The sequence below is a fragment of the Roseovarius sp. AK1035 genome (assembly GCF_003288315.1).
Lineage (GTDB): Bacteria > Pseudomonadota > Alphaproteobacteria > Rhodobacterales > Rhodobacteraceae > Roseovarius > Roseovarius mucosus_A.
In genome coordinates, this window is the sequence record NZ_CP030099.1 from 116,284 (window position 1) to 143,251 (window position 26,968).

The 26,968-nt window shown below is 61.5% G+C and carries 23 protein-coding genes; 6 read left to right on the forward strand and 17 right to left on the reverse strand.

The features are described from left to right. Positions 1–19 precede the first annotated feature (19 nt). A complete protein-coding gene (locus RAK1035_RS00615) occupies positions 20–454 on the reverse strand; it encodes a methyltransferase family protein (RefSeq protein ID WP_008280675.1) in 435 nt (144 codons plus the stop codon). A gap of 94 nt (positions 455–548) precedes the next feature. Here RAK1035_RS00615 and RAK1035_RS00620 point away from each other — a divergent pair, with 94 nt between their 5' ends. The 3 genes from RAK1035_RS00620 to RAK1035_RS00630 all read left to right on the forward strand — a co-directional run bounded on the left by RAK1035_RS00620 (position 549) and on the right by RAK1035_RS00630 (position 9,615). Then, on the forward strand, positions 549–1,301 hold the full coding sequence (locus RAK1035_RS00620) for an SDR family NAD(P)-dependent oxidoreductase (RefSeq protein WP_037297558.1): 753 nt from the start codon (positions 549–551) through the stop codon (positions 1,299–1,301). 173 nt (positions 1,302–1,474) lie between these two features. Continuing rightward, complete coding sequence (locus tag RAK1035_RS20605) at positions 1,475–3,721, forward strand: Hint domain-containing protein (protein ID WP_008280677.1); 2,247 nt, start codon at positions 1,475–1,477, stop codon at positions 3,719–3,721. 359 nt (positions 3,722–4,080) lie between these two features. Beyond that, positions 4,081–9,615: a Hint domain-containing protein gene (locus RAK1035_RS00630; RefSeq protein WP_008280678.1), complete on the forward strand. Its 5,535-nt coding sequence runs from the start codon at positions 4,081–4,083 to the stop codon at positions 9,613–9,615. Positions 9,616–9,621: 6 nt separating this feature from the next. Here RAK1035_RS00630 and RAK1035_RS00635 read toward each other — a convergent pair whose 3' ends face one another. The 3 genes from RAK1035_RS00635 to RAK1035_RS00645 all read right to left on the reverse strand — a co-directional run bounded on the left by RAK1035_RS00635 (position 9,622) and on the right by RAK1035_RS00645 (position 12,306). Continuing rightward, the gene (locus RAK1035_RS00635) at positions 9,622–10,398 is read right to left on the reverse strand and encodes a gamma-glutamyl-gamma-aminobutyrate hydrolase family protein (RefSeq protein WP_008280679.1); all 777 of its coding nucleotides are present in this window, start codon (positions 10,396–10,398) and stop codon (positions 9,622–9,624) included. A 179-nt stretch (positions 10,399–10,577) separates the two neighbouring features. Then, a complete protein-coding gene (locus tag RAK1035_RS00640; protein ID WP_008280680.1) occupies positions 10,578–10,772 on the reverse strand; it encodes a DUF2256 domain-containing protein in 195 nt (64 codons plus the stop codon). A gap of 1 nt (position 10,773) precedes the next feature. Further along, a complete protein-coding gene (locus tag RAK1035_RS00645; RefSeq protein WP_232279180.1) occupies positions 10,774–12,306 on the reverse strand; it encodes an FAD-binding domain-containing protein in 1,533 nt (510 codons plus the stop codon). A gap of 52 nt (positions 12,307–12,358) precedes the next feature. Here RAK1035_RS00645 and pepN point away from each other — a divergent pair, with 52 nt between their 5' ends. After that, positions 12,359–14,911: an aminopeptidase N gene (gene pepN, locus RAK1035_RS00650; RefSeq protein WP_008280682.1), complete on the forward strand. Its 2,553-nt coding sequence runs from the start codon at positions 12,359–12,361 to the stop codon at positions 14,909–14,911. Between the two features lie 67 nt (positions 14,912–14,978). On the opposite strand, the gene RAK1035_RS00655 is transcribed toward pepN, so the two are convergent. Further along, on the reverse strand, positions 14,979–15,563 hold the full coding sequence (locus RAK1035_RS00655) for a transglycosylase SLT domain-containing protein (RefSeq protein ID WP_308341291.1): 585 nt from the start codon (positions 15,561–15,563) through the stop codon (positions 14,979–14,981). A gap of 220 nt (positions 15,564–15,783) precedes the next feature. On the opposite strand from RAK1035_RS00655, the gene RAK1035_RS00660 reads away from it, so the two are divergent. Beyond that, positions 15,784–17,067, forward strand: a complete 1,284-nt coding sequence (locus RAK1035_RS00660; protein WP_008280684.1) for a hypothetical protein — start codon at positions 15,784–15,786, stop codon at positions 17,065–17,067. A 6-nt stretch (positions 17,068–17,073) separates the two neighbouring features. On the opposite strand, the gene RAK1035_RS00665 is transcribed toward RAK1035_RS00660, so the two are convergent. Beyond that, positions 17,074–17,442, reverse strand: a complete 369-nt coding sequence (locus RAK1035_RS00665; protein ID WP_008280685.1) for a hypothetical protein — start codon at positions 17,440–17,442, stop codon at positions 17,074–17,076. A 46-nt stretch (positions 17,443–17,488) separates the two neighbouring features. Next, positions 17,489–17,803 carry an arsenate reductase family protein gene (locus RAK1035_RS00670; RefSeq protein WP_008280687.1) on the reverse strand — a complete coding sequence of 105 codons (315 nt, stop codon included), beginning with the start codon at positions 17,801–17,803 and terminating at the stop codon, positions 17,489–17,491. Positions 17,804–18,010: 207 nt separating this feature from the next. Here RAK1035_RS00670 and RAK1035_RS00675 point away from each other — a divergent pair, with 207 nt between their 5' ends. Next, positions 18,011–18,217, forward strand: a complete 207-nt coding sequence (locus tag RAK1035_RS00675) for a cold-shock protein (protein WP_008280689.1) — start codon at positions 18,011–18,013, stop codon at positions 18,215–18,217. 139 nt (positions 18,218–18,356) lie between these two features. On the opposite strand, the gene RAK1035_RS00680 is transcribed toward RAK1035_RS00675, so the two are convergent. The 10 genes from RAK1035_RS00680 to RAK1035_RS00725 all read right to left on the reverse strand — a co-directional run bounded on the left by RAK1035_RS00680 (position 18,357) and on the right by RAK1035_RS00725 (position 26,901). Further along, positions 18,357–18,638 carry a hypothetical protein gene (locus RAK1035_RS00680; RefSeq protein WP_008280690.1) on the reverse strand — a complete coding sequence of 94 codons (282 nt, stop codon included), beginning with the start codon at positions 18,636–18,638 and terminating at the stop codon, positions 18,357–18,359. 108 nt (positions 18,639–18,746) lie between these two features. Further along, entirely contained in the window at positions 18,747–19,253 is a 507-nt protein-coding gene (locus RAK1035_RS00685) for a hypothetical protein (RefSeq protein WP_008280691.1), read from the reverse strand. Positions 19,254–19,323: 70 nt separating this feature from the next. Then, positions 19,324–20,193: a sulfotransferase domain-containing protein gene (locus tag RAK1035_RS00690; protein WP_008280692.1), complete on the reverse strand. Its 870-nt coding sequence runs from the start codon at positions 20,191–20,193 to the stop codon at positions 19,324–19,326. Continuing rightward, on the reverse strand, positions 20,190–21,020 hold the full coding sequence (locus tag RAK1035_RS00695) for a sulfotransferase domain-containing protein (RefSeq protein ID WP_008280693.1): 831 nt from the start codon (positions 21,018–21,020) through the stop codon (positions 20,190–20,192). The genes RAK1035_RS00690 and RAK1035_RS00695 overlap by 4 nt, the downstream gene beginning before the upstream one ends. 96 nt (positions 21,021–21,116) lie before the next feature. Continuing rightward, positions 21,117–22,286: a porin gene (locus RAK1035_RS00700; RefSeq protein WP_083803313.1), complete on the reverse strand. Its 1,170-nt coding sequence runs from the start codon at positions 22,284–22,286 to the stop codon at positions 21,117–21,119. Between the two features lie 189 nt (positions 22,287–22,475). Next, entirely contained in the window at positions 22,476–22,862 is a 387-nt protein-coding gene (locus RAK1035_RS00705; RefSeq protein ID WP_008280695.1) for a carboxymuconolactone decarboxylase family protein, read from the reverse strand. Position 22,863: 1 nt separating this feature from the next. Continuing rightward, positions 22,864–24,186, reverse strand: a complete 1,323-nt coding sequence (locus RAK1035_RS00710) for an NAD(P)/FAD-dependent oxidoreductase (protein ID WP_008280696.1) — start codon at positions 24,184–24,186, stop codon at positions 22,864–22,866. 79 nt (positions 24,187–24,265) lie between these two features. After that, the gene (locus RAK1035_RS00715; protein ID WP_008280697.1) at positions 24,266–25,051 is read right to left on the reverse strand and encodes a dimethylarginine dimethylaminohydrolase family protein; all 786 of its coding nucleotides are present in this window, start codon (positions 25,049–25,051) and stop codon (positions 24,266–24,268) included. A 24-nt stretch (positions 25,052–25,075) separates the two neighbouring features. Then, positions 25,076–26,263, reverse strand: a complete 1,188-nt coding sequence (locus RAK1035_RS00720) for a pyridoxal phosphate-dependent aminotransferase (protein ID WP_008280698.1) — start codon at positions 26,261–26,263, stop codon at positions 25,076–25,078. Next, positions 26,260–26,901 (reverse strand): TetR/AcrR family transcriptional regulator, encoded by a 642-nt coding sequence (locus RAK1035_RS00725; RefSeq protein ID WP_037297562.1) that lies wholly within the window; start codon positions 26,899–26,901, stop codon positions 26,260–26,262. The genes RAK1035_RS00720 and RAK1035_RS00725 overlap by 4 nt, the downstream gene beginning before the upstream one ends. Positions 26,902–26,968 lie beyond the last annotated feature (67 nt).

Here is a 26,968-nt window from a genome sequence, read left to right on the forward strand (position 1 = left end):
ATCAAGATTGTCGCGGTTTCTACAACCAACGTCTGGTTTTTTCGCAATAACGGGCAAAATCCATGCGGAACTTGCGCCGCATCCGGTCCTCTTCCGGAATAATAAAGCGTTTTTCTATGACCCAGACGAATATGGGAATCAGTGGCAGCGCCAGAACCGCATCCCAGCGCAGAATAAGCCCTCCGAGAATCAGCGTATCCCCCAGATAGATGGGATTGCGCGAGCGCCGAAAAATTCCCGACTGGATCAGGCGCTCTGGCGTTTCATGCGGCACGATGCTGGTTTTATGGCGGCGAAATTCCAGCGCGGCCATCACCACCAGCAAAATTCCCCCGCCCACCAGCAGCCCGCCCAAAAGACCGGCCCATGTTTCGCCAAGGCTCAGGCCCATGGTGTAATGGCTGGATTGCATCCATGCCACAGCCAGAAACCCGGCAAGCCAGACGGGCGGCATGTCAATCCATTTCAATATGGGTCTCACCCGCCCCTCTCACGGTTGTCTCTTGCTCAAGAGCAGCTACAGTAGCGCGCATGAGGGCGGAGGCAAGATGACAATCGCGGGCAAACATGCATTGGTGACGGGCGGCGGCAGCGGCATCGGCCTTGCTATCGCCCGCGCTCTGGCTGAGGCGGGCGCAGAGGTGACCATCACCGGACGCCGCGCCGGGGTGCTCGAGGCGGTCAGCGGCGCAGGTCTGCATCCCATCGTGATGGACGTCACCCAAGAGGCACAGGTCATCGCGGGCGTGGCACAGGCGGTCGCCGCGCGCGGCCCGGTGCAGATCTGCATCGCCAATGCCGGCATCGCCGAGGGGCGCGCCCTGCACAAGACCGATGCGGATTTCTGGCGGCAGATCATGGCCACCAATCTTGACGGTGCGTTTTACACCCTGCGCGAATGCCTCACTGGCATGCGCCAGACCGATTGGGGACGGGTCATAGCCATGTCGTCGATTGCAGGCCTCAAAGGGCTTAAGGGCGCGGCGGCCTATACGGCCTCAAAACACGGGATGATCGGCCTCATTCGTGGCTTGAGCGAGGATTACCTGGGCACCGGCCTGACCTTCAACGCAATTTGTCCCGGGTATGTGGACACTGAAATTGTCCACCGCAACGCCACCGCTATTTCTCAGCGCGCCGGCGTGTCAGAAGAGGCGGCGCGCACCCTCATGGTCGAGGCCAACCGCCACAAACGCCTGATTGCGCCCGAGGAAGTGGCACAGGCGGCTCTGTGGCTTTGTGGTCCGGGCTCGTCCAGCATCAATGGCCAGACCATAGAGCTTGCGGGCGGTCAGGTCTGATCCGGCCCCCGTTTCTTCTTGGCGAAAATACTCAAAAACGGCAGCAGCCCCGCCCAATCACTGCCATGATTGATCCGGCTTTAGACACAATCGTCTAAAATTCTCCCGAATGCGCGCCCAATGCCGCCGCACAGGCTGTGTACCCAGTTTGGAAACAACAGGGTGCCAGTATCATGCCAACGACCTTTAATTGGATCTTTTTAGGGACCGAGACGGATTTTCTTGATCCGACCGAAGGCAACAGCAATGCCGAGAACGCAGCCCTTTTCGAAAACCGCACCTATGGCAGCGCGTTAGACCCGCTGTATCAACGCATTTCCAGCGTCACAACCATCAACAACGGTGGCGCAGTCGGTGCGCTCGACATGAACAACACCGTCACCAATGACGCCTTTACCACCGACATCGGGGCCGGAACCCAGACCTTTACATTCGATGGGTTGAGCGTTTTCAACGCCACCCTCACCTATGCCAATGGCACAACAGCCGTGGTGACGGCCGTTATTGCACAATCCACCACCGGCGAATTGTTTCTGGCCCCCGAGATCAGCTTTAACGCGGATGTCACCGCCTTCGAGGCCGGGCCGATTGTTTCCATCACGCTCGACAGCGTCAATGCAAGCACCAATACCAACCTTGGCGCGGATCGTCTTGCGCAGGCCTGGGATAACGGCGTCGTGGATGGCACCGGCGGCAATGACCTTATCAATGGCAGCTATATCGAACCCATCGCCAACGGCTCTGACCGGGTGGACAATGGCGACGGCGTAAGCGGTCCGGGCTTTAACGACGATGTCATCAATGCAGGCGCGGGCAATGACACCGTGCTCGCGGGCCTTGGCAACGATTCCGTGCAGGGTGGCACCGGCGCCGATAGCCTGAGCGGCGAAAGCGGCAATGACACGCTGCTGGGCCAAGGCGGCAACGACACGCTGATCGGCGGCAATGGCGATGACAGTCTTGAGGGCGGCGCGGGCAATGATGTGCTCTACGGCGATGGCGGCACCGCCACACGCTGGAGCTATGATGTCTACACCCGCGATTTCACCTCAGCCAACGGGCAGGCTTTCACCATCGAAAGCGGCACCTTGGCAGGATCTGGGACCTCTGCGGGGTTTGATGTCACCGGGCACGGCCAACAGGCCACAGGCCAGGCCGATCCCAATGATTACGGCATCATCTATACCTCCAATCTCATCGCCTCTGCCGATGGGGTCTACCGCTTTGCCACCACCTCGGACGATGGTTCAACCATCCGTATCCTCGACAGCAACGGCGACCCGCTGACCTTTACCAACCAGATCGGCACCACCGGATCATTTCTCGACAACGATTTCCATCAGGCCGCAACAACCCGCTGGGGCGATGTCACGCTAGAGGCGGGCCAAAGCTATACCATCGAGGTGCGCTATTGGGAAAACCTTGGCGGCAACGTGCTCTCGGGCACGGTCACCCTGCCCGGCGGCGCGGTGCAGGATCTTGCAACCAGTGCGCTCATCGTCGGCAGCGACGCGATTGAGGGCAATGATTTGCTGGATGGCGGCGCGGGTGCCGACCTTCTGTTTGGCGAGGGCGGCAATGACACGCTGATCGCGGGCGAGAATGACACGCTGATCGGCGGCGACGGCGATGATCTCTTTGTCATCGAAACCCCGGCTGAGGCCGGCACCGGCACGATCACCATCATCGGCGGCGAAGGGGCCGAGACAAACGGCGATACGCTCTTCTTGTCACCCGAGGCGCGCAAGGCCGACATCACGTTTACCAATACCGATGATGCGGCGGGCGGTCTCTCGGGCAGCTTTACCCTCAGCGATGGCACGGTGGTCAATTTCTCGGAAATCGAGAACATCATCTGCTTCACCCCCGGCATCCGCTTGTTGACCCCCCATGGCGAGCGCGCGGTTGAATCCTTGCGCGCGGGCGATCTGGTGATCACCCGCGATCATGGCCCCCAAGCAATCCGTTGGATCGGACGGCGCACCGTGCCGGGGATCGGTCGCTTTGCGCCCGTGCGCGTGGCAGCCCACGTGCTCGACGGGGGGCGCGCGCCGCTCTTGGTCTCGCCGCAACACCGCTTTCTCTTCACGGGCTACAAGGCCGAGCTGCTGTTTGGCTGTGACGAGGTCTTGATCGCGGCACGGCATATGGTCGATGGCCTGGCCGTCACCCAAGAGGATCAGGCAACCGTGACCTATATCCATGTCATGTTCGACCGACATGAAGTGATCTATGCCGAAGGCGCGGCCACCGAGAGCTTTCATGCAGGCGACATCGGCATATCGGCCATTACGGATCAGGCGCGCGAAGAGATGTTCGCGATCTTCCCAGAGTTGCGCAGCAATCCCAATGCCTATGGCGACACCGCGCGCCCCTGCCTCAAACGGCACGAGGCACGTCTTTTGCAACCCTGCGGATAAGGCCCCTAAATTGTCGCGCTTGGGTGCCGTTAAAGTGTCTGAAAAGAGCCCAAGAAACACCAAGCCGCGACATTAACACTTTTCCAAAGGGTAGAGACTATGATCCTCGGGGATGTTGTTCTCAAAGTGTCAGTGCGTGGAGAGTGAGTATTTATGTTTAATTTCAATAGAATAACGCCTGCATTACCTCTCGCCTCTCGCGGGATGGTCTTGGCATGGACGCGGTCAGGGGCGGCGGGGGTGATTACGCCCGGAAAATCCACCGGCTGAGGTCAGGCGCATCGCACCTCTCCGATTGATCCTTTCAAAACGCTCTTAGCAGCCGCGTACCGCCTTCAAAGACAGCGAGACAGCAGACCATGGCCACGACCTTCGACCTCTTTGTGCTTGGCACGGCCCCACAAATCGACACGATCGAAGGCAACCTCACATCCGAGAACCATGGGGCACTCGAGGGGCTCGTTTTCGGCAGCACCGCCAATCCGCTGGCGGGGACTGTTGCGACGCTCTCACCCGATATCGACCTGCTGCTCTTTCCTGATTACACCGGCGGGGCCACGTCCAACGCCTATGATTCCAACAACTTCCTGAGCAACGAAGAATTCGTCATCGGCGGCGTGCGCTACACGCATGACGCCACGATGATCTACAACAACACGGTCATAACCTATACCGATGGCACAACGGCGACCGTCAACGCGATCGTCATGCAAGCCACCAACGGCACCCTTTACCTGCTGCCGCCACCCTCTGGCCCAACCGCTTATTCCGACGCGCTCGAAGCCAAACCGATCCTCTCGATCACACTCGGCACCGCCGCCCCTACCAATGGCACCGATGTCTATGGCATGACAGCGGATCGCTACGACCTCACGTTCTCGGATTACGTGGTCGAGGGCACGGCCGGCAACGACCTGATCGACGCTGCCTATCTCGGCGACCCTGAAGGCGACCGGATCGACGACACGGACAATCTGGCCGGCACAAACGCTGATCTGGTCACGGCCGGTCTGGGCAATGACACCGTGCGCGCGGGCGCGGGCAACGATACCGTGTTTGGCAGTGACGGCAACGACCTGCTGGATGGTGGCACGGGCAACGATTCGCTCGATGGCGGCAATGGCAACGACACGCTGATCGGGGGGGCCGGTGCGGATACGTTTATCGGCGGCACCGGCCTCGACCTCTTGAGTTACGCCACCTCAGGGGCGGCGGTAAACGTCAACCTGCAAACCAATACCCTTACCGGCGGGGATGCGACCGGGGATGTCATCATCAGCGGTGTGGACGGTATCATCGGCTCGGCCTTTGACGACACGCTTGTGGGCTATGACGACATTTTCGACGGCGGCACCACCACCAACGTGATCGACGGCGGCGCGGGCAACGATTCCATCGACGGGCGCGACGGGGCCGACTCGCTGCTGGGCGGCAGCGGCGACGACACCATCCTCGGCGGCGGTGGAAACGATACGATCTATTACGGGTCCGGCAATGACTCGGTCGAGGGGGGCGCGGGCAACGATTTCATCGACGATGCCTTGGGCTTTGACTCGACCGCCGATGCCAGCACCGTTTCGGGCGGCGATGGCAACGATACGATCTTTGGCTCTTCGGCGGGCGATATTCTCAGCGGCGATGCGGGCAACGATTCCATCGGCGGCGAGAGCGGCAATGACCTGATCGACGGGGGCGCAGGCAGCGACACCATCCAAGGTGGCGCGGGAAACGACACGATCCTCACTTCGGGCGGAAACGACAGCCTGCAGGGGGGCGACGGGGCGGATGTGATCCGCGCCACGGCCACCGATCCCTCTGGCGTCTACAGCTTCAACGTCGATGGTGGATTTGGCGGCGTGGACAATGACACGCTCGATCTTTCGGCCCTGATCGCGGATGGCTGGACCATCAGCAGCATGACGCAAAACTCCGAGAATAACGGCAGTCCGGGGTTCAGCGGTCAGATCTTCCTTTCCCGCGGGGCCCAGTCGGCGACAATCAACTATACGGACATCGAAAACATCCTTCTGTCCGACTTTATTGTCGAAGGCACGGCAGGCGGCGACCTGATTGACCTTAACTATACCGGCGACCCCAATGGCGACCGGGTGGACAATACCGACGCCGCCGACGGATCCAATGACGACGAAATCGTCGCGGGCGCGGGCGATGACACGATCCTTGCCGGGTCAGGCAATGACACGGTGCTGGGTGAGGATGGGGCCGACCTCATCCTCGGGGCCGCAGGCGACGATTCGCTTTTGGGCGGTGCCAACAATGACACCATCGCAGGCGGCACCGGGGCCGATACGCTGGATGGCGGCACCGGCAGCAACACGCTGGATTACTCGGGCTCTGCCGGTTCCGTTACCGTCAATCTCGAAACCAACACCGCCTTCGGGTCAGATGCCGATGGCGATGTCATCAGCAATTTCCAGAATGTCATCGGCTCGAACTTCGGCGACACGATCACCCTGTCGAACACCTCCGGGACGATCCTGGCGGGCTCCGGCAATGACGGGCTGGCGGGCGGCTCAGGCGACGATACGATCTTTGGTCAGGACGGGGCCGATACCATTCTCGCCGGTGCTGGCAATGACGTGATCGTTGCGGGCGCAGGCGATGACGAGATTGTTCTTGATGACACGCTGCAAAATGACACGATTTTCGGCGGGGACACCAATGAGGTCCTTGGCGACCTGATCAACTTGTCCTCCATCTCCGACGGATTGCTGGTTTACTACTTCGGCGAAGGAGTCGGCTCCATCGCCGATGACGTCTCGATGACCGAATTCTCTGGAATCGAACGCTTACTAATGGGCACCGGAGACGATACGGTGGTCGGCTCGGACGGGGTCGAGCAGATCATCGGCAATTCCGGCAATGACCTGATCTTTGCTGGCGGCGGCAACGACACGATCTTTTCCGGCTTTGACAATGACTTTGTCGATGGCGGCGCGGGCGACGATTCGATTCTTGCCGCCTCGGGCGCGGATACGATCGTGGGCGGCGCGGGCAACGACCAGATCGACCTTGGGCAGGATGACGGCGACCGCGACCTGCTTGTTCTGGCCGATGGCTCTGGCAATGATGTGGTCTCCAGCTTCGCCGCCCCCACCGACAATGGCGATGGCACCTATACCAGCGGCGATCTGCTGGATGTGACGGGCCTCACCTCGGATGGCACAACACCTGTTACCACCGCCGATGTGACCGTCACCGACACCAATGGCGATGGCAGCGGCGATGCGATCCTCACCTTCCCCGGCGGTGAGAGCCTGACGCTCGTCGGCGTGCCGATGTCCGACGTCGACAACACCCCCGCCCTCGTGGCCATGGGCATCCCCGACGGGCGCGACTTCATCGTCGAGGGCACGGATGCGGGCGACCTCATCACCGTCGATTACACCGGCGACCCCGGCGGCGACCGGGTGGACGCCAACGATGCCGCCGACGGCTCTCAGGATGATGAGATCATTGCAGGGGCAGGCAATGACACCATCGACGCAGGCGCTGGCAATGACGTGATCGTTGCGGGCGCAGGCGATGACGAGATTGTCCTTGATGACACACTGCAAAATGACACGATTTTCGGCGGGGACACCGATGAGGTCCTTGGCGACCTGATCAACTTGTCCTCCATCTCCGACGGATTGCTGGTTTACTACTTCGGCGAAGGAGTCGGCTCCATCGCCGATGACGTCTCGATGACCGAATTCTCTGGAATCGAACGCTTACTAATGGGCACCGGAGACGATACGGTGGTCGGCTCGGACGGGGTCGAGCAGATCATCGGCAATTCCGGCAATGACCTGATCTTTGCTGGCGGCGGCAACGACACGATCTTTTCCGGCTTTGACAATGACTTTGTCGATGGCGGCGCGGGCGACGATTCGATTCTTGCCGCCTCGGGCGCGGATACGATCGTGGGCGGCGCGGGCAACGACCAGATCGACCTTGGGCAGGATGACGGCGACCGCGACCTGCTTGTTCTGGCCGATGGCTCTGGCAATGATGTGGTCTCCAGCTTCGCCGCCCCCACCGACAATGGCGATGGCACCTATACCAGCGGCGATCTGCTCGATGTGACGGGCCTCACCTCGGATGGCACAACACCTGTTACCACCGCCGATGTGACCGTCACCGACACCAATGGCGATGGCACCGGCGATGCGATCCTCACCTTCCCCGGCGGTGAGAGCCTGACGCTCGTCGGCGTGCCGATGTCCAGTGTCGACAACACCCCCGCCCTCGTGGCCATGGGCATCCCCGACGGGCGCGACTTCATCGTCGAGGGCACGGATGCGGGCGATCTCATCACCGTCGATTACACCGGCGACCCCGGCGGCGACCGGGTCGACGCCAACGATGCCGCCGACGGCTCTCAGGATGATGAGATCATTGCAGGGGCAGGCAATGACACCATCGACGCAGGCGCTGGCAATGATACCGTCTATGGCGGCATCGGGGACGACTCGATTGCCGGGGGCAGCGGCAACGATACCCTCTTGGGCGAGGACGGCAATGACACCATCACTGGTGGCTTTGGCCAAGACGTCGTCTACGGGGGTGCGGGCGATGACGTGCTGTCCGTTGCGATTTCGGGGGTTGGTGATCCTCAACACCTCAATGATACGCTCTATGGCGAAGACGGGAACGATCAGCTATTTGGCAGCAACAATAGCCAATATCTCGACGGCGGAGATGGGAACGACACCATCTCGGGCGACTCGGGCATAAATGGAGGCTGGGAATCCGCCTCCGGCAGTTCCGAAACGGATACGTTGATTGGCGGCGCTGGAAACGACCTGATCTATTCGGGCTTCACCGGCTCAGCCACACTCGAAACCGGCGACAGCTTGGTTGGCGGCGACGGCAATGACACCCTGATCGGGGGGACCGCCAATGACACGATCGAGGGTGGCAATGACAGCGACAGCATCCTCGCGGGGGCTGGCAACGACCGCATATTTGGCGATGCAGGCAACGACAGCCTTGATGGCGGTGCTGATGCCGATACGCTTTTTGGTGGCACCGGCAATGACACGATCAATGTCAGCCAGGGCGACAGCGCCGAGGGCGGCGATGGCGACGATTTCTTCCGCCTGACCGACCTGGGCGAAGCCGCGACCGATACGATCACCCTCATCGGCGGTGAGGGCGACGAGACGCTCGGCGATACGCTCTGGCTGGGTGAATTCGCAAGCAAGGCCGACATCAGCTTTACCAACACCGATGATGCGGCGGGCGGGCTTGCGGGCACGTTCACCATGACCGACGGCACTGTGGTCAACTTCTCCGAGATCGAGAATATCATCTGCTTCACCCCCGGCGCGCGCATTCTCACCCAATGGGGCGAACGCCCGGTCGAGAGCCTGCGCTTGGGCGATATGGTTGTCACGCGCGATCACGGGCTGCAACCGATCCGCTGGGTCGGCAAACGCACCGTGGCAGGTCTGGGCGATTTCGCCCCGATTTCCATCGCCTCCAGCGTGATGGGCGGGCAAGAACCTCTGTTGGTCTCGCCGCAACACCGGCTGCTCTTTACCGGCTATCAGGCCGAATTGCTCTTTGGCGAAAGCGAGGTCTTGGTCGCGGCCAAACATATGGTCAACGGTCGCGACGTAACTGTCAGCCCCCGCGACGCCGTGACCTATATCCACATCATGTTTGATCGGCACGAGATCATCTATGCCGACGGCATCGGCACCGAAAGCTTTTATGCTGGCGACATGGCGCTCGGCGCAATCGACGCGGCAGCGCGCGAGGAACTCTTCGCGATCTTCCCGGAATTGCGCAGCGCGCCGGGCCACCACCGCGACACCGCGCGCAGTTGCTTGCGCCGCCACGAGGCGCAACTCCTGTGTTCCTTGGGAGAAAAAGACGTGGCCTGACCGAGGTCAGGCCGATTTGAGCAGCGGGGCCGCCTGCCCCGATGCCCACGCCCGCACCGCATCGCCAAAGGCGGAAAACAGCGGGCGGCTGACCGGATCATGCGCGGCATTATATTCCGGATGCCATTGCACCGATAAGGTAAAGCCCGGAGCCCCGTCGATATAGAGCGCCTCTGGGGTGCCATCGGGTGCCCAACCGTCGATGACCACACCGCGCCCCGCGCGCAAAATGCCCTGCCCATGCAGCGTGTTGGTCATCACCTCTTCAGCCCCCATCAGCCGGTGAAACACCCCGCCCGAGGTAAAGCGCACCTTGTGGCGCAGGGCGAACTGTTCCTCCATCGTGCCCTCAGGGGGCATCCGATGATTGTCGCGCCCCGGCAAATCGCGAATTTCAGGATGGAGCGTCCCACCCATGGCAACATTCACCTCCTGAAAACCGCGACAAATGCCCAGGATTGGCTGCCCACGCTCGATACAGGCACGCGCCAGCGGCAGGGTGATCGCATCGCGCGCACGGTCAAACGCGCCATGCGCTTCGGTCGCGGCCTCACCATATTCCTCGGGGTGCACATTGGGGCGCCCCCCCGTGAGCAGAAAGCCATCGCAGGTTTCCAGCAACTCTGCGACCGACACATACCGCGCGTCAGCCGGGATGATCAGCGGCATACAGCCCGCAACATCGGCCACCGCGGAAGAGTTGATCGTTCCGCCCGCATGGGTCGGGTAACGGTTTTCGATCTGGTATTGGTTGGCAATCACACCAACAACCGGGCGTTTCATTCTTGTCTTTCCAGATTGCGCCACTCGCTCACTCATTTGCATAAAATATACCGCAGAATGGAATAACAAAACACCAATTCCCGCACATGTTTTCGTGCGATGATGCGAATTTGCCCGAATTTATTGCAGGAACCTTTACCTTTTGGCGCCACTCTGACGCTGTGGGCGGGGGCACCTCGCTACTGGTCAAACGCATCCCGGCCGGTCGGGTCTTTCCCGTCCACACCAGCCCTCTTGCGGCTGCGCCGACAGCGTTCGCTGCAATGGCGCACCTCGTCCCAGACACGCGCCCAATTGCGCCGCCATTCCATCGGCCGCCCGCAGGTGGCGCAGGTCTTGACCGGCAGGTCAGATTTGCGGGGTGCGCGCGGCATATCAGAGATCCAAACTCAGTTGCGCCGTCGCCGCCTTGGGCTTGGCCCGCCTCGGGCGCTTGCGGCTGGCATGGCGGGTCACGATCCGCGCCGTCACGGCATCCCCACGATGCGCCCGCCGACAGGCCCAGACCGCCTCGCGCGCCACGCGCGCCGCCTCAACCGGATCGACAATCGGTGCAGGGTATCCACGCTCCAACAGCCTCTCCGCCTCAGGCCAGTCCCACGGGCGTTGTAAATACGCATCCGGCACCTGCGCCAATTCCGGCAGCCACCGTCGCGTGAATTCCCCGGTCGGGTCTTGATCCAACCCCTGTTTCACCGGGTTGTAAATCCGGATCGTATTCATCCCCGTGGTGCCCGATTGCATCTGCACCTGCGGCCAATGAATCCCCGGCTCGTAATCGGTAAACGCCTGCGCCAAAACCGGCCCGGTGCTGCGCCAATCCAGCCAGAGGTGATAGGACGCCACCGCCATCAACATCGAGCGCATGCGGAAATTGAGCCAGCCGGTCGCCAAGAGCGACCGCATGCAGGCATCGACAAAAGGCAGGCCCGTTTCCCCCGTCGACCATGCCGCCAACCGCAGGGCATCGGCCTCACGCGGGCGCAGCCCTTCATAGGCCGGGTGCAGACAGCGGCGCTCAATCTCGGGCTCATCCTCCAGCTTTTGCATGAAATGATCCCGCCACGCCAAACGCGCCTGAAACGACCGCATCGAGCGCGCCCAATCCGCGCCTCGCCCGCCGGGTGCCATGGCCCCCGTCTGCACCGCCTCGCGCAGCGACAGCGTGCCAAAGGCCAAATGTGGGCTGATCCGTGAACAGGCCCGTGCGCCGTGCAAAGGCGAGGACATGGCCCGCTGATAGCTCTCTCCGCGTGTGCTTAGAAAAGACTGAAGCGCCCGCATGCCTGCCCCACGCCCACCCTTTTGCCGAAGCGGACAGGCGTCCTTTAGCCCCAGCGTCGCAGGCGCAGGCAGATCATCACTGGCCACCGCCAGCCCCCGCACGCCCTGCACCGGCCCCAGCACCGGCGCGCGCATCACCCTGTCGCGCGCCCCCTGCCACGCATCCCGACTGCCAAGCCGCCGCACCACACCCGATTGGGGCATCTCCTCCCAACGCACCCCCTGCCCACGGGCCCATTCCGCCACGCGCCGGTCGCGCCCAAAGCTCCAGAGATTGCCGGTCTCTTCATGACTGACCAGATGCACGACAGCATGCGCCGCCCGCAAATCCTCCAGCACCGTCACCGCATCGCCCACCCGCACCACAAGCGTCAGGCCCAGCCCCGCCAGATCCTCGCGCAAGCTCTCCAGACACTCGCAGATAAACGCATATTGCCGCCCCGACGCATCCGGCTCTGCCCACAAGCCAGGCTCGACAATATAAAGCGGAAGGATCGGCCCCAGCCGCGCCGCATGGGTCAACGCCGGGTGATCCTGCACCCGCAAATCGCGCTTGAACCAGAGAATGACCGGGCGTTCCATGACAAGGCAAATAGCAGCAGGCAGCCCGAAGGAAAGCCCCATTGCAGCCCCCCGCGCCAGCACTTAGGGTCACCCCAAACCAGAGGAGAGCGCCATGAAAGATGCAGCCCCAAAGCCCGTTTATCTCGAGGATTATACGCCCCCCGCCTATCTGGTGGATGCGGTGCATCTGACCTTTCGTCTTGCCCCCAACACCACGCGCGTCCTCAGCCGGATCGAGTTTCGACCCAATCCGGACGCCACATCGCGCGATTTTTTCCTGCATGGCGAGGCGCTCACGCTTATTAGCGCCCGCATCAACGGGGCCGAAATCACACCCGAGGTGACACCTCAGGGCCTCAGCGCCATCGTCCCCGACGCGCCGTTCACCTTCGAGGCCGAGGTCGAGATCAACCCAGAGGGCAACACCGCCCTTGAAGGGCTTTATATGTCGAACGGCATGTATTGCACCCAATGCGAGGCCGAGGGATTTCGCAAGATCACCTATTACCCCGACCGCCCCGATGTGATGAGCATCTTCACCGTGCGGATTGAGGGCGACACGCCGGTGATGCTTTCCAACGGCAACCCGACCGACAGCGGCGCAGGCTGGGCCGAATGGCACGATCCATGGCCGAAACCGGCCTATCTCTTTGCGCTCGTCGCGGGCGATCTGGTGGCACATCCTGATAGTTTCACCACCCGTTCGGGCAGGCATGTCGATCTCAACATCTGGGTGCGGCCGGGGGATGAGGGCAAATGCGCCTTTGGCATGGAGGCGCTCAAGAAATCCATGGCCTGGGATGAAGAGGTTTACGGGCGCGAATATGACCTCGATCTTTTCAACATCGTCGCCGTCGACGATTTCAACATGGGCGCGATGGAGAACAAGGGCTTGAACATCTTCAACTCCTCTTGCGTCTTATCCACAGCAGAGACCGCCACAGATGCCAATTTCGAACGTATCGAGGCGATTGTCGCGCATGAGTATTTCCACAACTGGACCGGCAACCGCATCACCTGCCGCGACTGGTTTCAGCTCTGCCTCAAAGAGGGGCTGACGGTCTACCGCGACAGTCAGTTCACCGCAGACCTGCGGTCCGCCCCGGTCAAGCGTATCTCGGATGTGATCGCGCTCCGCGCCCGCCAGTTCCGCGAGGATAACGGCCCGCTGGCGCATCCCGTCCGCCCCGAGAGCTTTATTGAAATCAACAACTTCTACACCGCAACGGTCTATGAAAAAGGCGCCGAACTGATCGGCATGCTCAAGCGATTGGTGGGCGATGCCGCCTATCGCGAGGCGCTCGATCTCTATTTCACCCGCCATGACGGGCAGGCCTGCACCATCGAGGATTGGCTTCAGGTGTTCGAGGATGTGACGGGCCGCGACCTCTCTCAATTCAAACGCTGGTATTCCGACGCCGGAACGCCGCGCCTGCGCGTCACCGAAGAATTCAACAATGGCCGCTACACGCTTCACTTCGAACAGAAAACCCCGCCCACACCGGGACAAGAGGATAAACAGCCGCGTGTGATCCCGATTGCCGTGGGCCTGCTCAGCCCCAATGGCGACGAGGTGCAGCCGACGCAGGTGCTGGAAATGACAGAGGCGCGCCAGAGCTTTAGCTTCGATGGATTAGCAACGCGCCCCATCCCCTCGATCCTGCGCGATTTTTCGGCCCCCGTGATCCTAGAGCGCGAGAGCAGCAATTCCGAACGCGCCTTTCTTCTGGCGCATGATACCGACCCCTTCAACAAATGGGAGGCTGGGCGTGCTCTGGCCCGCGCGGGCCTTTTGGCAATGATGACCGAGGGCGCAGCCCCCGATGCCGCCTATCTCGATGCGATTGCCCGTGTCGCCCGTGACGACACGCTCGATCCCGCGTTTCGCGCGCTGGCGCTTGGCCTGCCGTCCGAGGATGATCTGGCACAAGCGCTCTTTGATGCGGGGCACGTGCCCGATCCGCAAGCAATCTGGGACGCGCTTGAGACCCTGCGCGACACCCGCGCCGAGGCGCTGGAAAGCATCGCACAGGATCTCTACAGCCGCTATCAGGTCACGGCCCCCTATCGCCCCGACCCCGATCAAACGGGCGCACGGGCGCTGGCCAACGCGGCCCTGGCCATGCTCAGCCGCCGCGACGGGGGCACCCGCGCGCAGGCACAATATGACGCGGCGGATAACATGACCCAGCAATTGGCGGCTTGGTCCTGCCTTTTGCAGGCCGGCGCAGGCGCGGCCGCGACCGAGGCCTTTTACACCCAGTGGAAACACGACCGGCTGGTGATCGACAAATGGTTCACCCTGCAAATCGTGCAGACAGCGCCCGACCGCGCCGCAGAGGTGGCCGAAACATTGACCCGCCATCCCGATTTCACCCTGCGCAATCCCAACCGGTTCCGCGCCACGCTGGGCGCGCTCACCATGTCGCCTGCGGGCTTTCACCACGCGTCCGGGCGTGGCTACAGGCTGCTGGCGGATATGCTCATTCGGCTCGATCCCCTCAACCCGCAGACCACGGCGCGGATGTGCTCGGCCTTCGAGACATGGCGCCGCTACGATCCGGTGCGTCAGGGCATGATCGCGGCAGAATTGGACCGCATCCTTGCGACACCAAATCTCAGCCGCGACACGACAGAGATGGTGGGGCGAATTCGGGGGAGTTGAGGCAAGGATTGGCACCGCGCGCCGTGCCGCGCCGCGCAGGTGCCATTCTACGCCGCGATCACCCCTGTCACTCAGCCACGCGCGCCACCCGTGTCGGCCGCGCCCGTGGCCGAACCGCAGACAGGGGCTTGCAATAGCTCTGCGCGCGCGTCCAACGCTGCATATCTTCGCGTTTGGTCGCACTGTGCAACGGCCCCCAATCGGCGGCCACTCCGCGCCGCCCCTCTGACACCACACCGTCGCGCGGCACGGTGTGGGCCATGATCCGAATGGCACAGGACAGATTGTCCGGCCCATGGCGCAACGCCTCGCCACTGCCCGCCCGGCATTTATAGCCCCGCGCCGTGGCAGGCCCGATCTGCAACAGCCCATGCCACTGCCCACCACCACCCACAGCCTTGGGGTTATGGGTGCTTTCATGCTTGGCCAAGGCCGACAGGAACCCCACCCAGAACGCGCGCCGCCGCGCCTCGCCACCCGTGGCGTAGGAGGGGCACCAGCTTGCAATATCACGCGGCACACTCCGCACCAGCGGCGCGCCATGCGCCTTGAGCGCCGACAGCGCACTGCGCGTCCAAAGCTCGGCCTCAGTGCGATGTTCCCACCGCGTGCGCGGAATATTGCCATCTCGCGCCGGGGGACTCAGGGTCAAATCAGCGGTTTTCCCGTCCTGCGCTGCGGCGGGAAGAGAGAAAAACACAATGAAAACAACAATCAAAAAACCCCTCATTCGGCAATTCTGACGCAAGGATAGGTTTATGGCAACGCCCTAGATGGCGTCCGGGATATTCCCTGCCTTCACCCAAGCATCGCCCTTTTTTGGTCGAAATCCGACGGCACTTTGAAGGGGCACCAAGATTGCCGGAGCTCCCATGCCGTTTGAACCGCTTGCCAATCCAGAACCGACCGCGCCCACCCCGCACAAGCGTCAGTCAAAGGCGACCAGCCGTTGGCCGGATCTGTTGGGTCTCTTGCGGCGCAAGCCCGAGACAGACCTCGATAGCCTGTCCAAACGCATCCTGCTGCCCTCACTGCCGGTCACGGATGAGGAAATGGCCCGCGCCATGCATCAGGACCGGGGGCAAAAGCTCGCGCGCCAGGATCTGTGGCCAGAACTGGCGCAGGTGATGGAATACACGGATGCCGCGCGGCTGCGCACACCGGGGGGCGAGAATGCGACCACGCTTTTGGCGGTCGGTGCGCGCGCCGATGTGGTGGCAGCCGCCGAAGACGCACTTCATGACGGCGCAGACCCGGACCCCTCTGGCATCGACGCGCTCGAAGAAATGCAGGCCGAGAACCCCGATAGCTACCCTTGCGCGCTGATCGTGGCGCTCGCGCATATCGACATCGGCTGGGCTTGGCGCACCACCGCCACGGATCGCACGCGCCCGGCGCATGAGTTGCGCTTTCTCGAACATTTCAAACGCGCGGAAGACATGCTCGCGCCCTTCGACGGGGTCGATCTCGATGCGCCTTCGTTGTCAGCGGCACAATGCGCCCTTCTGGCCGCGCGGCGACAGCCCGGGATGCGCGTGGCCGACGATTACGAACGCTTGATCGACCTTGATCCCGACAGCCCCCGCCACATGCGCGCTCTTGGCGAGGCGCTCTTGCCTGCACGCTATGGCAATTACGAAATGCTCGATCTCGAGGCGCGCCGCACCGCCGCGCGAACCGGCGAGATATGGGGCGCAGGCGCCTATGCTTGGGTCTATTTCGATGCTCTCGCGCTCGACCCCTGCGCAATCGCGCATCTTGATGCCGATTTCTTCGTGGACGGCCTGCGTGACATCGTGGCCCGTCGCCGCGACCAGCATGTGATCAATCAGCTTTCGGCCTTTTGCGGTATCGTGATGGCCCCCAAAACTGGCAATCAGCGGCTGTCTGGCCCCGCAGAAGCATCGCGCCGCCGCATCCATGACTGTCTGGACTGGCTGTTGGAAAACCACTTGCAGGAATTGCATCCGCTCATCTGGTCGCAAACCCTGCTCAGCCCCGGTCTCACGCCCTCGCTGCCCTCGCGCCGGGCACTGGTCGCCAAGGGCCGTCAGACTGCGCTGCGCGTCATCGCCCAACGCTTTGCCGAGGATATATCAGACGGCAGTTCCATCGCCTTCTCCAGCTCTGGCATGTATCGTTTGCCCGCGCTGTGATCGCCCTCAGAAATGCGCCCGTGGCTCGTCTGGCTTGCCTGCGGCAATCGCCAGCACCCCGGCCAGCGCGGTAAAGCCCAGCGGGAACATGGTAAAGACGTTGAAGCCAAATGCGTAATACATCAGCCCCGCCGATACGAGCAGCAACAGCCCACCCCAGAGCGCCCGCACCTTGGCCATCGCCCCCCCGGCAATCGCCAAGAGCGGGGCCAGAAAACTCGCGCTGCGGATCAACGCGGGGTCGCTGACCTGCGTGAGCAACCCGTCTACTTCACCGATGCGATTGACCACCTCGGTATAGCCATAGCTGAAAAACCCGACCAGCACCGCCAGACAGCCGCCAATCACCCCCAACACCATTGCCGCACTGCGCATTCACCCGCCTCCTGATCCTTGACCCGATATGGGGTCCTGCCCCGCTTTACCCAAGCAGCGCCGCCTGCGTATCCTTGCCCCATCCCAGATAAAGCGTTCCGCTCGCGTCAATCAGGGGCCGTTTCATCAGCGTTGGATGGGCCGCCAAAAGGTCTAACGGATCGCGCGCCCGCTCATCCTCTGCCAAAGCCCGCCATGTGGTTGATTGCCGATTCACAATTGCGTCGCCAAATCGCACCCAAGCCGCCTGTGCCACTTCCCTAGGCAAACCATCGGCCCGGACATCGTGAAACGTCACATTGCCCAACGCTTTCAACGCCTTGCGGCAGGTGTCACAGGTTTTGATACCGTAGAGGATCATGGCGCTCTCCTTTATTTTTGCGTGTTTATCGGGCAAAAACCCGCGCGTCACGGAGTTTCGCTTGATTTTTACAATGGCGGTGCAATCATGATCTTCGTCACGATGGGCATTCAGAATCCGCCTTTGCAACGCTTGGCCGGTCCCTGAGGGTCCGGCAAGACATGGCCCGGCATATTCCCGGGGAAGCGACGCAAAAGGAGAAGCGGCATGCCGACCGGCACCGTGAAATGGTTTAATACCACTAAAGGTTATGGATTCATCGCCCCGGACGGCGGCGGCAAAGATGTGTTCGTGCACATCTCTGCGGTCGAACGCTCAGGGCTCACAGGGCTCGCAGACAATCAAAAGGTCGGTTTCGAGCTTCAGGAAGGGCGCGACGGTCGACAAATGGCATCAGATCTGCGGCTGCTCTAAAACGTCAGCTTCGGGGGCAGGCCCATTTGCGAAAATGAGCACCCGATACCCCTAGGTCACGCCGGATCACATTCAAACATCAAACAGGGCGGCGCAGAGCACGCCCTGTTTCCAGAATGTTTTTCTCTCCGAACGGGCTTTAGTAACAGCCCTTCGCACCCACCGGACAGTTGAGATGCGAGGTGGCCGAGTAGCTGCGATGCTTCACCTTGGCGACCGGATGGCGCATGACCTGCTGATAGGTCTGGGTCTGATTGGGCTGGCCACAACAAATGACCCCGCTGATGGTCACCGGCTGCAACCCTGCCGGGCAGTAATTCGCGTGGCTTTCATAAGCATAGACTTTGGCACTTTGCGCCATGGCGGGGGCAGCCAGAACCGCAATGGCAAGGGCCGAAATCAGGGTAGATGCGCGCAGCATGAGAAACCTCTTGGGAAAACGGGAATACACGTGAGCGATGGTATGGGATAACCGCGCTCTGTCAATTTCTTTCCCGGGACTGCCTCGGCAAATCTACCGCTTTTCGCGCTATTCTGTGGCTTTGGGCGCGCCCGCACTCGGGCCCGTCTGCTGAAAAGTCACGACAAAATGCCCCAAATCCCCTTCAACATGCACCACCTGACGCGGCAGTCGGATCACCGGCTTGGCCTCGGCATAGCCTGCCTGCCAGACCTGACCGGTCAGAACGCACCCCGCCTCTTGACCCGCATAGTCCAACGCGGGCGGCACTTCGCGCATAAAGACCAAGCCCCGCGCCAGCGCCCGATCCCCAAGATAGACCGCGCCCGTGCCCATCACATCTCTCGCTTTGCCTTTGGTGAGCACCGATTGCTGATGGCTCTGCGCCCAAACGCCACAGAGCAGCACCCGGCCCTGCTGTTCACGAATATCCGCAGCCACGGTCAACCCGCCCCCGGAACTATAGCTTCCCCCCGAGAGCACCGGATCAGCGCCCAACCGCGCCACCATCTGCGGACCAGCTACCGTACACCCGGCAAGCGCCAGTGCCGCCAGCATCATTCCATTGCGTATCATCTCTGGCCCTCCGATTGCAGCCTCTCAACGCCCAGCATAGCGCCCCGGTCCCGGATTGCCAGCTTGGCCCTCAGGCCTGCGCGGCAACAGCCCCCGTTTCCTTGAGCATCTCGGGATACCACCGCTCCAGCGTCGGCAAGAACGCCGCGCGCAGCTTGGCGACCTGCGCAGGCGTCAAATCCTCGCGCCAAACCCCGGCCTGCCCCTTGGCAAAGAACGCCGTCATGCCTTGGGGCCGTTCGGCGAAACCCAGTGTTTCTTCCTGCCGCTTCATCGCCTCGAAACTCGTGGCCTTGATCGCACGCGCCAGCTTGGGGCCGTCCACCTTGACCTTGAGAAACTTTTCCAACAACCCGCGCATTGTGCGACCGGGATTGTGCAACAGGTCCTCATAGCGCACCACATGGATCGGCAGGCCGGGGGCACCGGTCCAGACCCGAATATGATCGTCCCAGCGACCCAAGAGGTCCATGATACCATTCGGCGTCCCAGTGATCGTATCAGGGTTGCACATCCGCTCGATCGCCAGATCAAGATCACAATTTTGATGCCGGGCAAAGGATGGCGCCAGATCAAATGGATTGCGCAGGATATACACTGCGGCTGCGGTCAATTCCGGCGGGATCACATCCTGATCGAAAATCCGCACCGTCTGACAATGCGTCTTGACGAAATGATGGTCCGGTTTCGAGGCCGCAATCAGGCGCAGCGCCCGGCCTCGCACCCGCATCCAGTCCTCCACCCCCTGCCCCCGAAACGGGCCGCCATTGGCCGCGTCAAAAAAATCCTGTCGCGTGTCGCCCGTGGTGAACTGCCGCAAGTTGTTGATATCCGGTGCCTTTCCCAAAGGCATGAAGTAATGCGCCAAAAGGCTGCGCATCCATGTATTGCCCGATTTGGGATAGCTCGCCAGCCAGATGATCCGCCGCAGATCGCTCATTCCAGATACCCGTATCGTTTCATCGTCTCGCCCATCTTCTCGCGGATCATCTCTGCCAGCGCAGGGTCAAGATCGGTTTTCCATTGATCCTTCTGCCCCTTGCCAAAGAACTTCTCGCTCTGCTCGGGCCGCTCGATGAACCCTTGTTCCTCTTCTTGGCGCGACAATTCGTCAAAGCTGGAAAACCGGATCGCGCGCTCCAGCCGCTCGGCGTCGACCGGCACGCCGACCAGCTCAAGAATCTTGGCGAAATGCGTCTCGGGATCGTCCAGTAAATCCTCGTAGCGCACGATCAGCCGCTTCCAGGGCGCATAGGCCATCCAACTCTTGACATGCATATCCCAAGAACTGAGATATTGCGCCACTGTGGTTGGGGTCGGCAGATTGCCATTGTCACGATTGCAAATCTTCTGCGCCGCGTCTTCCTGCGTTACTCCGTAATGGCGCGCATAAGACAGGACCATATCTAGCGGATTTCGGATGATATAAATGGCAGAACGCGTATAGACGTCCGGGATAAGATTGATCCCGTCGGGGGCTACCCGCGCGTTATGCGTTTTGACGAAATTCACATCTGCATTGTTGCCGACAATGGCGCGTAGCACCGGATCACGCAGCTTCAGGCAGAGTGAAAGATTATGTTGATCAATCGCCTTACCTGCAACACGGCTGTACATCTTGACCATGGCATCGCCCATTGCGAACCGATGGGCCTGATTGATCGGCACCGGTGTTTGCGCGTTCATCAGGTAATTGGCAAGGAAAAGCCGCGTCCACGTATTGCCAGACTTTGGATAAGAGGCCAGCCAGATGATACTTCGCTTCATGCCCTGTCAGCCTCCACAACGTTGTTACTTGGACGCAAGACATAAAAAAGGCGGGGGGAAATGTCACCCCCCGCCTCTTGTCTTTTAACCGGTCGATTAGAACGACAGGTTGATCGAGGTGCCGATGACAGTGCCTTCGGTCTCGGTGTTGGCGTTCGGACCAAAGGTGCCGCCGAGGTTCGCGTTCACAGCACCTTCAACATAGGCTGCGTATACGGCCCAGGTCACGCCAGCGCCGAGCGAACGGCTGCCGACCAGCTGGTAGGCTTCGTATTCAGCAGTGTCGCCAGTAGCACCACCGCCAGCAACGTTGCCTTTGTACTCCCCCTGGTAGGTGTCGAAACCAACCGACCACGGACCAGCGATGTCATAGGTCACGCCGAGGCTCCAGCCTTCGGAGTCGAATGCACGCAGACCGCCGTTGTCGTTCTCGCCATAGCCACCGCCGATGACAAAACCATTGAAGCCAACATTGAAGCCGACGTTCCAGACTTCGGGATCGCTGGTTCCTGCAATGCCGGTGTTGTTCTCTGCAGTGCCCCAACGTGCGGACAGGTCGAGATCAACGCCATTGAACGACTGGCTGTAGGCCAGACCGATGTCGAACACATCAGTAACGCCGACGTTGCGGTTCACACCGAAGTTGTTCACGGCATTGCCAGCAGCGTTCGCTGCATAGGACACGCCGAGGGTCAGGCCGTTGAACGACGGGGTGTAGTAGGTAATGCGCTGCACGTCGTTGTTGCCGAGAACTTCAGCATAGGACGAAATGCCCGAGTCACGGAACAGCCACGGCAGGTTGCCGCCAGCACCGGTCGAAATCGGAACGAAGCCCGAAACCGACGGAGAGTTGATGCCGATGCCGCCCGCGACTTGCGGTGCGCCAACAGTCATCTTGTAACCAGCCGAGTTTTCGGCGCCGAGGTCGATACGGCCCAGCGTGTCGCCAGAGATCGAGAGGTACGACTCGTCGATACCGTCGATACCGCCGCCAGCGTTCAGTGCTTCCATTTGCACGTTCACACCGAAGGTCAGGCCGTTGTCCAGCGTCACCGACGGGGTGAAGATGATTTCAGCGTTCGTGAATACGTCAACGCCGTCGAAATCTGTGCCAGCATGTGCCGGGGTGTTGGAATCAACGGTTACATAACCGACGTGCGAGTTGTAGTACCCGCCCCAATCCAGATCCCATTCTTGGGCAGATGCCGGTGCGGCCATTGCGACGCCGAGTGCAATCGCGCTGGTGCTCAGAAGTTGCTTTTTCAAGGGTGTCCCTCCTCAGAAGCAGGTTAATCAGATCCGCCGCACCAGTCATTGGAAACGGCTTGCGCTATGAAATGCGCCATTCCCCCCCAAACTGTCAACGCGACCTCCCCGCTCCGACCGCATCGCGCCGTGAATGTGACGCAGAAACCACACCCCTTTCGCAGAGGCCTTTTAAACAAGGCGCATCGCTCAGCCCTGTTGGTCCTCCAGCACTTTTCTTGCCGCCCGAAAACATTCAAGCGCTTGCGGCACACCACAATAAATTCCGACAACATGGATAATGGCGCGGATTTCCTCGGGGGTGACCCCGTTGTTAATGGCCCCCCGGCAATGCAATTCCCACTCATGCATCTTGCCCAGAGCGCCCAGCATGGCCAAATTCATCATGCTGCGGGTCTTGGGGGGAATCACTTCGTCGCCCCAGCCAAAACCCCAGCACCAAGCGGTCATCGCCTCTTGAAACGGGCGGGTAAAGTCATCGGCGGCCTCCAGACTGCGCTCGACATACTCCGCGCCCAGCGTCGCCTTGCGCTGCTCCAGCCCTTTCAGAAATAGGTCCTCGTCAAATGCGCTCATCTCATGCTCCTTTTCCCGCCTGCCAATCTTCGACACGGTCCACCACCTGCCGATACCACAGATTCGCAGCCCGCAGGAAATGCGGGCGCTCCCCCGGATGCAGCCAGCTTCGGCTAAGCGGCGTGGCACTATAGGCCGTTGCCCCCCGCGCATCGCCAATCGCCTGATACGCGGCCTTCGATCCCAGCCACGGTGCCATCACCGTGCCCGACCCAGAGAACCCCATCGCGTAATGCACGCCCTCATCATGGCCCACATGCGGCATATGCGAGAAACTATAGCCGGTAAAACCCTGCCACGAATGGCTCAGCTTGACGCCCGCCAGATCGGGCCAAATCCCCACCATAACCTCATAGAGCTGCGCCGCCGCTGCCTCTGGCCCCATTTCGGCCATCGACGCGCGCCCACCGAACAGCACCCGGCGACCATCCGGCGAGATGCGGAAATAGCTGTGCCGCGCCCGCGTTTCGACCATCATCCGCCGCCCCGGCGCGATATGGCCGATCAGGTTCGACGGTAATTCCTCGGTCGCGATGATATAAGACGGCAGCGGAAACACCCGCGCCATATGCCAGCGAAACGGTCGGCGGGTGTAGCCATTCGTGGTCAGCACAACCTTGCCCGCGCGGATCACCCCTTTGGCGGTCTGCACCCGGTAGCCCGCCCCTTCCGCCTCGCGCGCTGTCACCGCTGCATGGGGAACCACCGGCACCCCGCGCCGCCGCACGGCTTGCAACAGACCCTGATGAAACTTGGCCGGATGGAGTGCGCCATGCTCCGGAAAGAGCAGCCCGCCGTGATATTTCTCGGTCGTGATCTCCTGCCCCAGATCGGCACGCTCTATAAGGCGCACCTGCACTTGGGATTTCTCGCCAACTACCTTGGCCATCCGGCGCTGATTGGCAAAATGCGCGGGCGTATAGGCCAGTTGCACCCGCCCCGTGTTCTGGAAATCGCAGTCAATCCCCTCGCGCGCGATCAAGTCTTTGGCCCAGTCGAGCGCGGGCTTGGCCTCGGCAAAGAGAGCATCGGCAACCCCAGCCCCAAACTTCGCCTCCAACTCGCCCCAGCCCAGACGGGGATGTGCCCCGAACATGCCGCCGTTGCGCGTCGAGGCCCCATGCCCCGGCTCTGCCGCGTCAACCACCACCACCCGCGCCCCGGCATCATGCGCCGCAATAGCCGCCGACAATCCGGCATAGCCCGCACCGACCACCAGCACATCACAGGTGTCGGGCAGGTCCTCGCCCGCCTCGGGCGCGCTCAGCGCCGACCACCAATACGGCGTGCCCAGATCGGCCTCTCGTGCCCATTCGATCCGCATTCCACTCTCCTGATCTCGCACCGTCATGGCGCAGCTGTGGACCTTACAAAATCCGCTTCATTTCGTAAGGAGTGTAAGATCAAAATCGCAGCGAAAGACAAGACATCCCGCCATCGAGCTTGGCACATTCGCTGTTGTCGATCTCGACCACCTCATAGCCATGCGCCGTCAGCATCTCGGCCGTGCGCGGAAACCCGGCGGCCATGATCACCAGAGTGTTAAACCGAATACAGTTACTCGCCGCTTCCTCGCCATCAGGCACTTCGAGCACGTCATATCCGTCAAAACAGCCCGACACCGCCAGCCGGCGCGTGCTCAGGATCGTCTCGGGCCCGACCAAGCCGCAATCGGTCTTGAAATGCAAAACCCCGGCCGGGGTCTCGACCAATCGCAAAACATATCCGTATTCGCGCACAATATCTGAGAGTTGCGCCACACCCTCGCGATTGGTCCGGGCCGACAATCCCACCAGAATCTCGCGCCCCGTCACCAGAATATCGCCCCCCTCAATGGTGCCGGGCGCAGTTATCTCGGCGATCCTGTCGCCATAAAACCCCGCAATCGCCGGGCGCACCTCGGCCACCTCGCCCATCCGCGTGGGCGCACCGGGGCGCATGGCGATGGCCAATTCGGGCAGACAAAGCATTGTATCTTCTACGAAAACTGCGTCGGGATAATCCTCGAGCGGGGGCAGTTCCACCACCTCGGCCCCGGTGCTGCGCAGAGTTGCCACATAGGCGGCATGCGCCTCCAGCATCCGCGCCAGATCCGGCGTGCCAGTATCTTCGGCCCGCAACCCACCCACAATGCTCCGGCCCGGTTTGCGGGTGATCGCCCGGCGGAACTCATAGCTGGAATTCATCATCTAACCCTCTGTTTATATTTGATTTCAGGCGATCTTGACGTGCCGCGCATTGGCATGGGCCACGATCCGGTCAATCGCTTGGGCAAAGGGCGCATCCTCCACCGTCAGCGCCAATCGCACCCAAGTGTCCAGCGTCTTGCCAAAGGACGCACCGGGCATCACCGCCACGCCGGTTTTCTCTAATAGATCAAAGGCATAGCTTTCCCCATCCAGCCCCGTCGCGGCAATATCCACCATCGCGAACATCCCCGCCTCGGGGCGATGCACCCGCAATGCCGTCTCGCGCTCCAACCGCGCGGCCAACAATTCCGCCCGCGCTGCAAACCTCTGCCGCATGCCTGCTGCCACATCCGATCCCTCGCGCACCGCCTGTTCGGTCATATCCGCGATAAACGGTTGATTTCCAAAGAGCATCGTTTCGGACAGGGCCAACAGATTGGCGGTAAACTCCAGCGATCCCACACACCAGCCGCTGCGGAAACCGGGGGCGGCGTGGCTCTTGGAAATCGACGACACCGCCACAACCCGTTCCGCCAAATCCGGATCGGACAGCGGCGAGACAAATTCTGACCCCTCAAACACCAGATCCTCATAGACCTCATCCGAAATGATCCAGAGATCATGCTCGACCGCCAACTGGCCCAACGCCGCAATATCCTCACGGGTCAGAATCGCCCCTGTGGGATTATGCGGTGTGGTCAATAAAATCGCGCGTGTTCTAGGGGTTATGCGCGCGGCCACATCTGCCGCCGCCATCCGAAAGCCATTCTCAGGCCGCAGCGGCACCGGCACCATCGCAGCCCCCGTGGCGCGAATGACGCCCTCATAGGTGGCATACATCGGATCGCCCACCAGCACCTCGGCCCCCTCTTCGGCCACCGCCATCATCACTGCGTAGAGCGCGGTTTGCGTCCCCGGAAAGCACATCACCTGATCGGGATGAAAGGCGCGGCCCCTGTTTTTGCTATATTTTTCCGCCAGGGCCGCCCGCAACCCCGGCTCACCGCGCCCGTCCGAATAACCCGTGCGCCCCGCCTTCATCGCGGCATAAGCAGCGTCCTTCAGACGTTCAGGCGTTGGCACATCCGGCTCGCCAATGGTCAGGCGGATCACGTCGCGGCCCGCGCGCGCCATGTCTTTGGCCCGCGCATGCACTTCCCACTTGGCCCCGCCAAGACCGGCAAGCCTTTCATTTATCGAGGAAAATCTCATGTCTTTGCCGCCTCTTCCAAATCCAGTTGCAAAATCGCCCCCACCGCCGTCAGGGCAATTCCGATCAGTTCATCAGGCTCAAACGCCTCGGGCAGCGCGCCCCCTTCCAGCCAGAGCCCGTCAATCACCGCGTTGCAGGCAATCGCCAAGCGCCGCGCCTGCCCTGCGTCCGGCGCGCGCCCCGCTTCCTCCAGCGCAGCCACGATCAACCGCTCCAGCCGGTCGCGAAAATCGTGATAGGTGCGCGCATGCACCGCGCGCATCCGCGCATCCTGCCGCACATGATTGAGAAACCCAGCCCAAAGCCCGACCGACGCCGCATCCACCACCGGCGGCGTGACCGAGGCGACAACCAGCGCCGCCAGCCGCGCGCCTGCCGTGTTGCACTCTGCAACCCCAGCAAAGGTCTGCTCGGTCAGCCCCGCCATATGCGCAAGATACGCGTCCTGCACCAACTCATCCTTGGTGGAAAAGTAATGCCGGATAAGGCCTTGGGTCACATCCGCGCGTTCCGCGATGGCCCGTACCGTGGCCCCACGCACGCCCTGTTCCGCGATCAGATCAAGTGTCGCCATGACCAGCGCCTGACGACGGCTGTCGGCCCCCTCGCGCCTGAATTTACGGCGTTCTCCAGTCATGGGCACCTCCATCCTCAGCGCGGTCAATTATACGCTTGCATAATTACGACTCTTCCGCCTTACTACA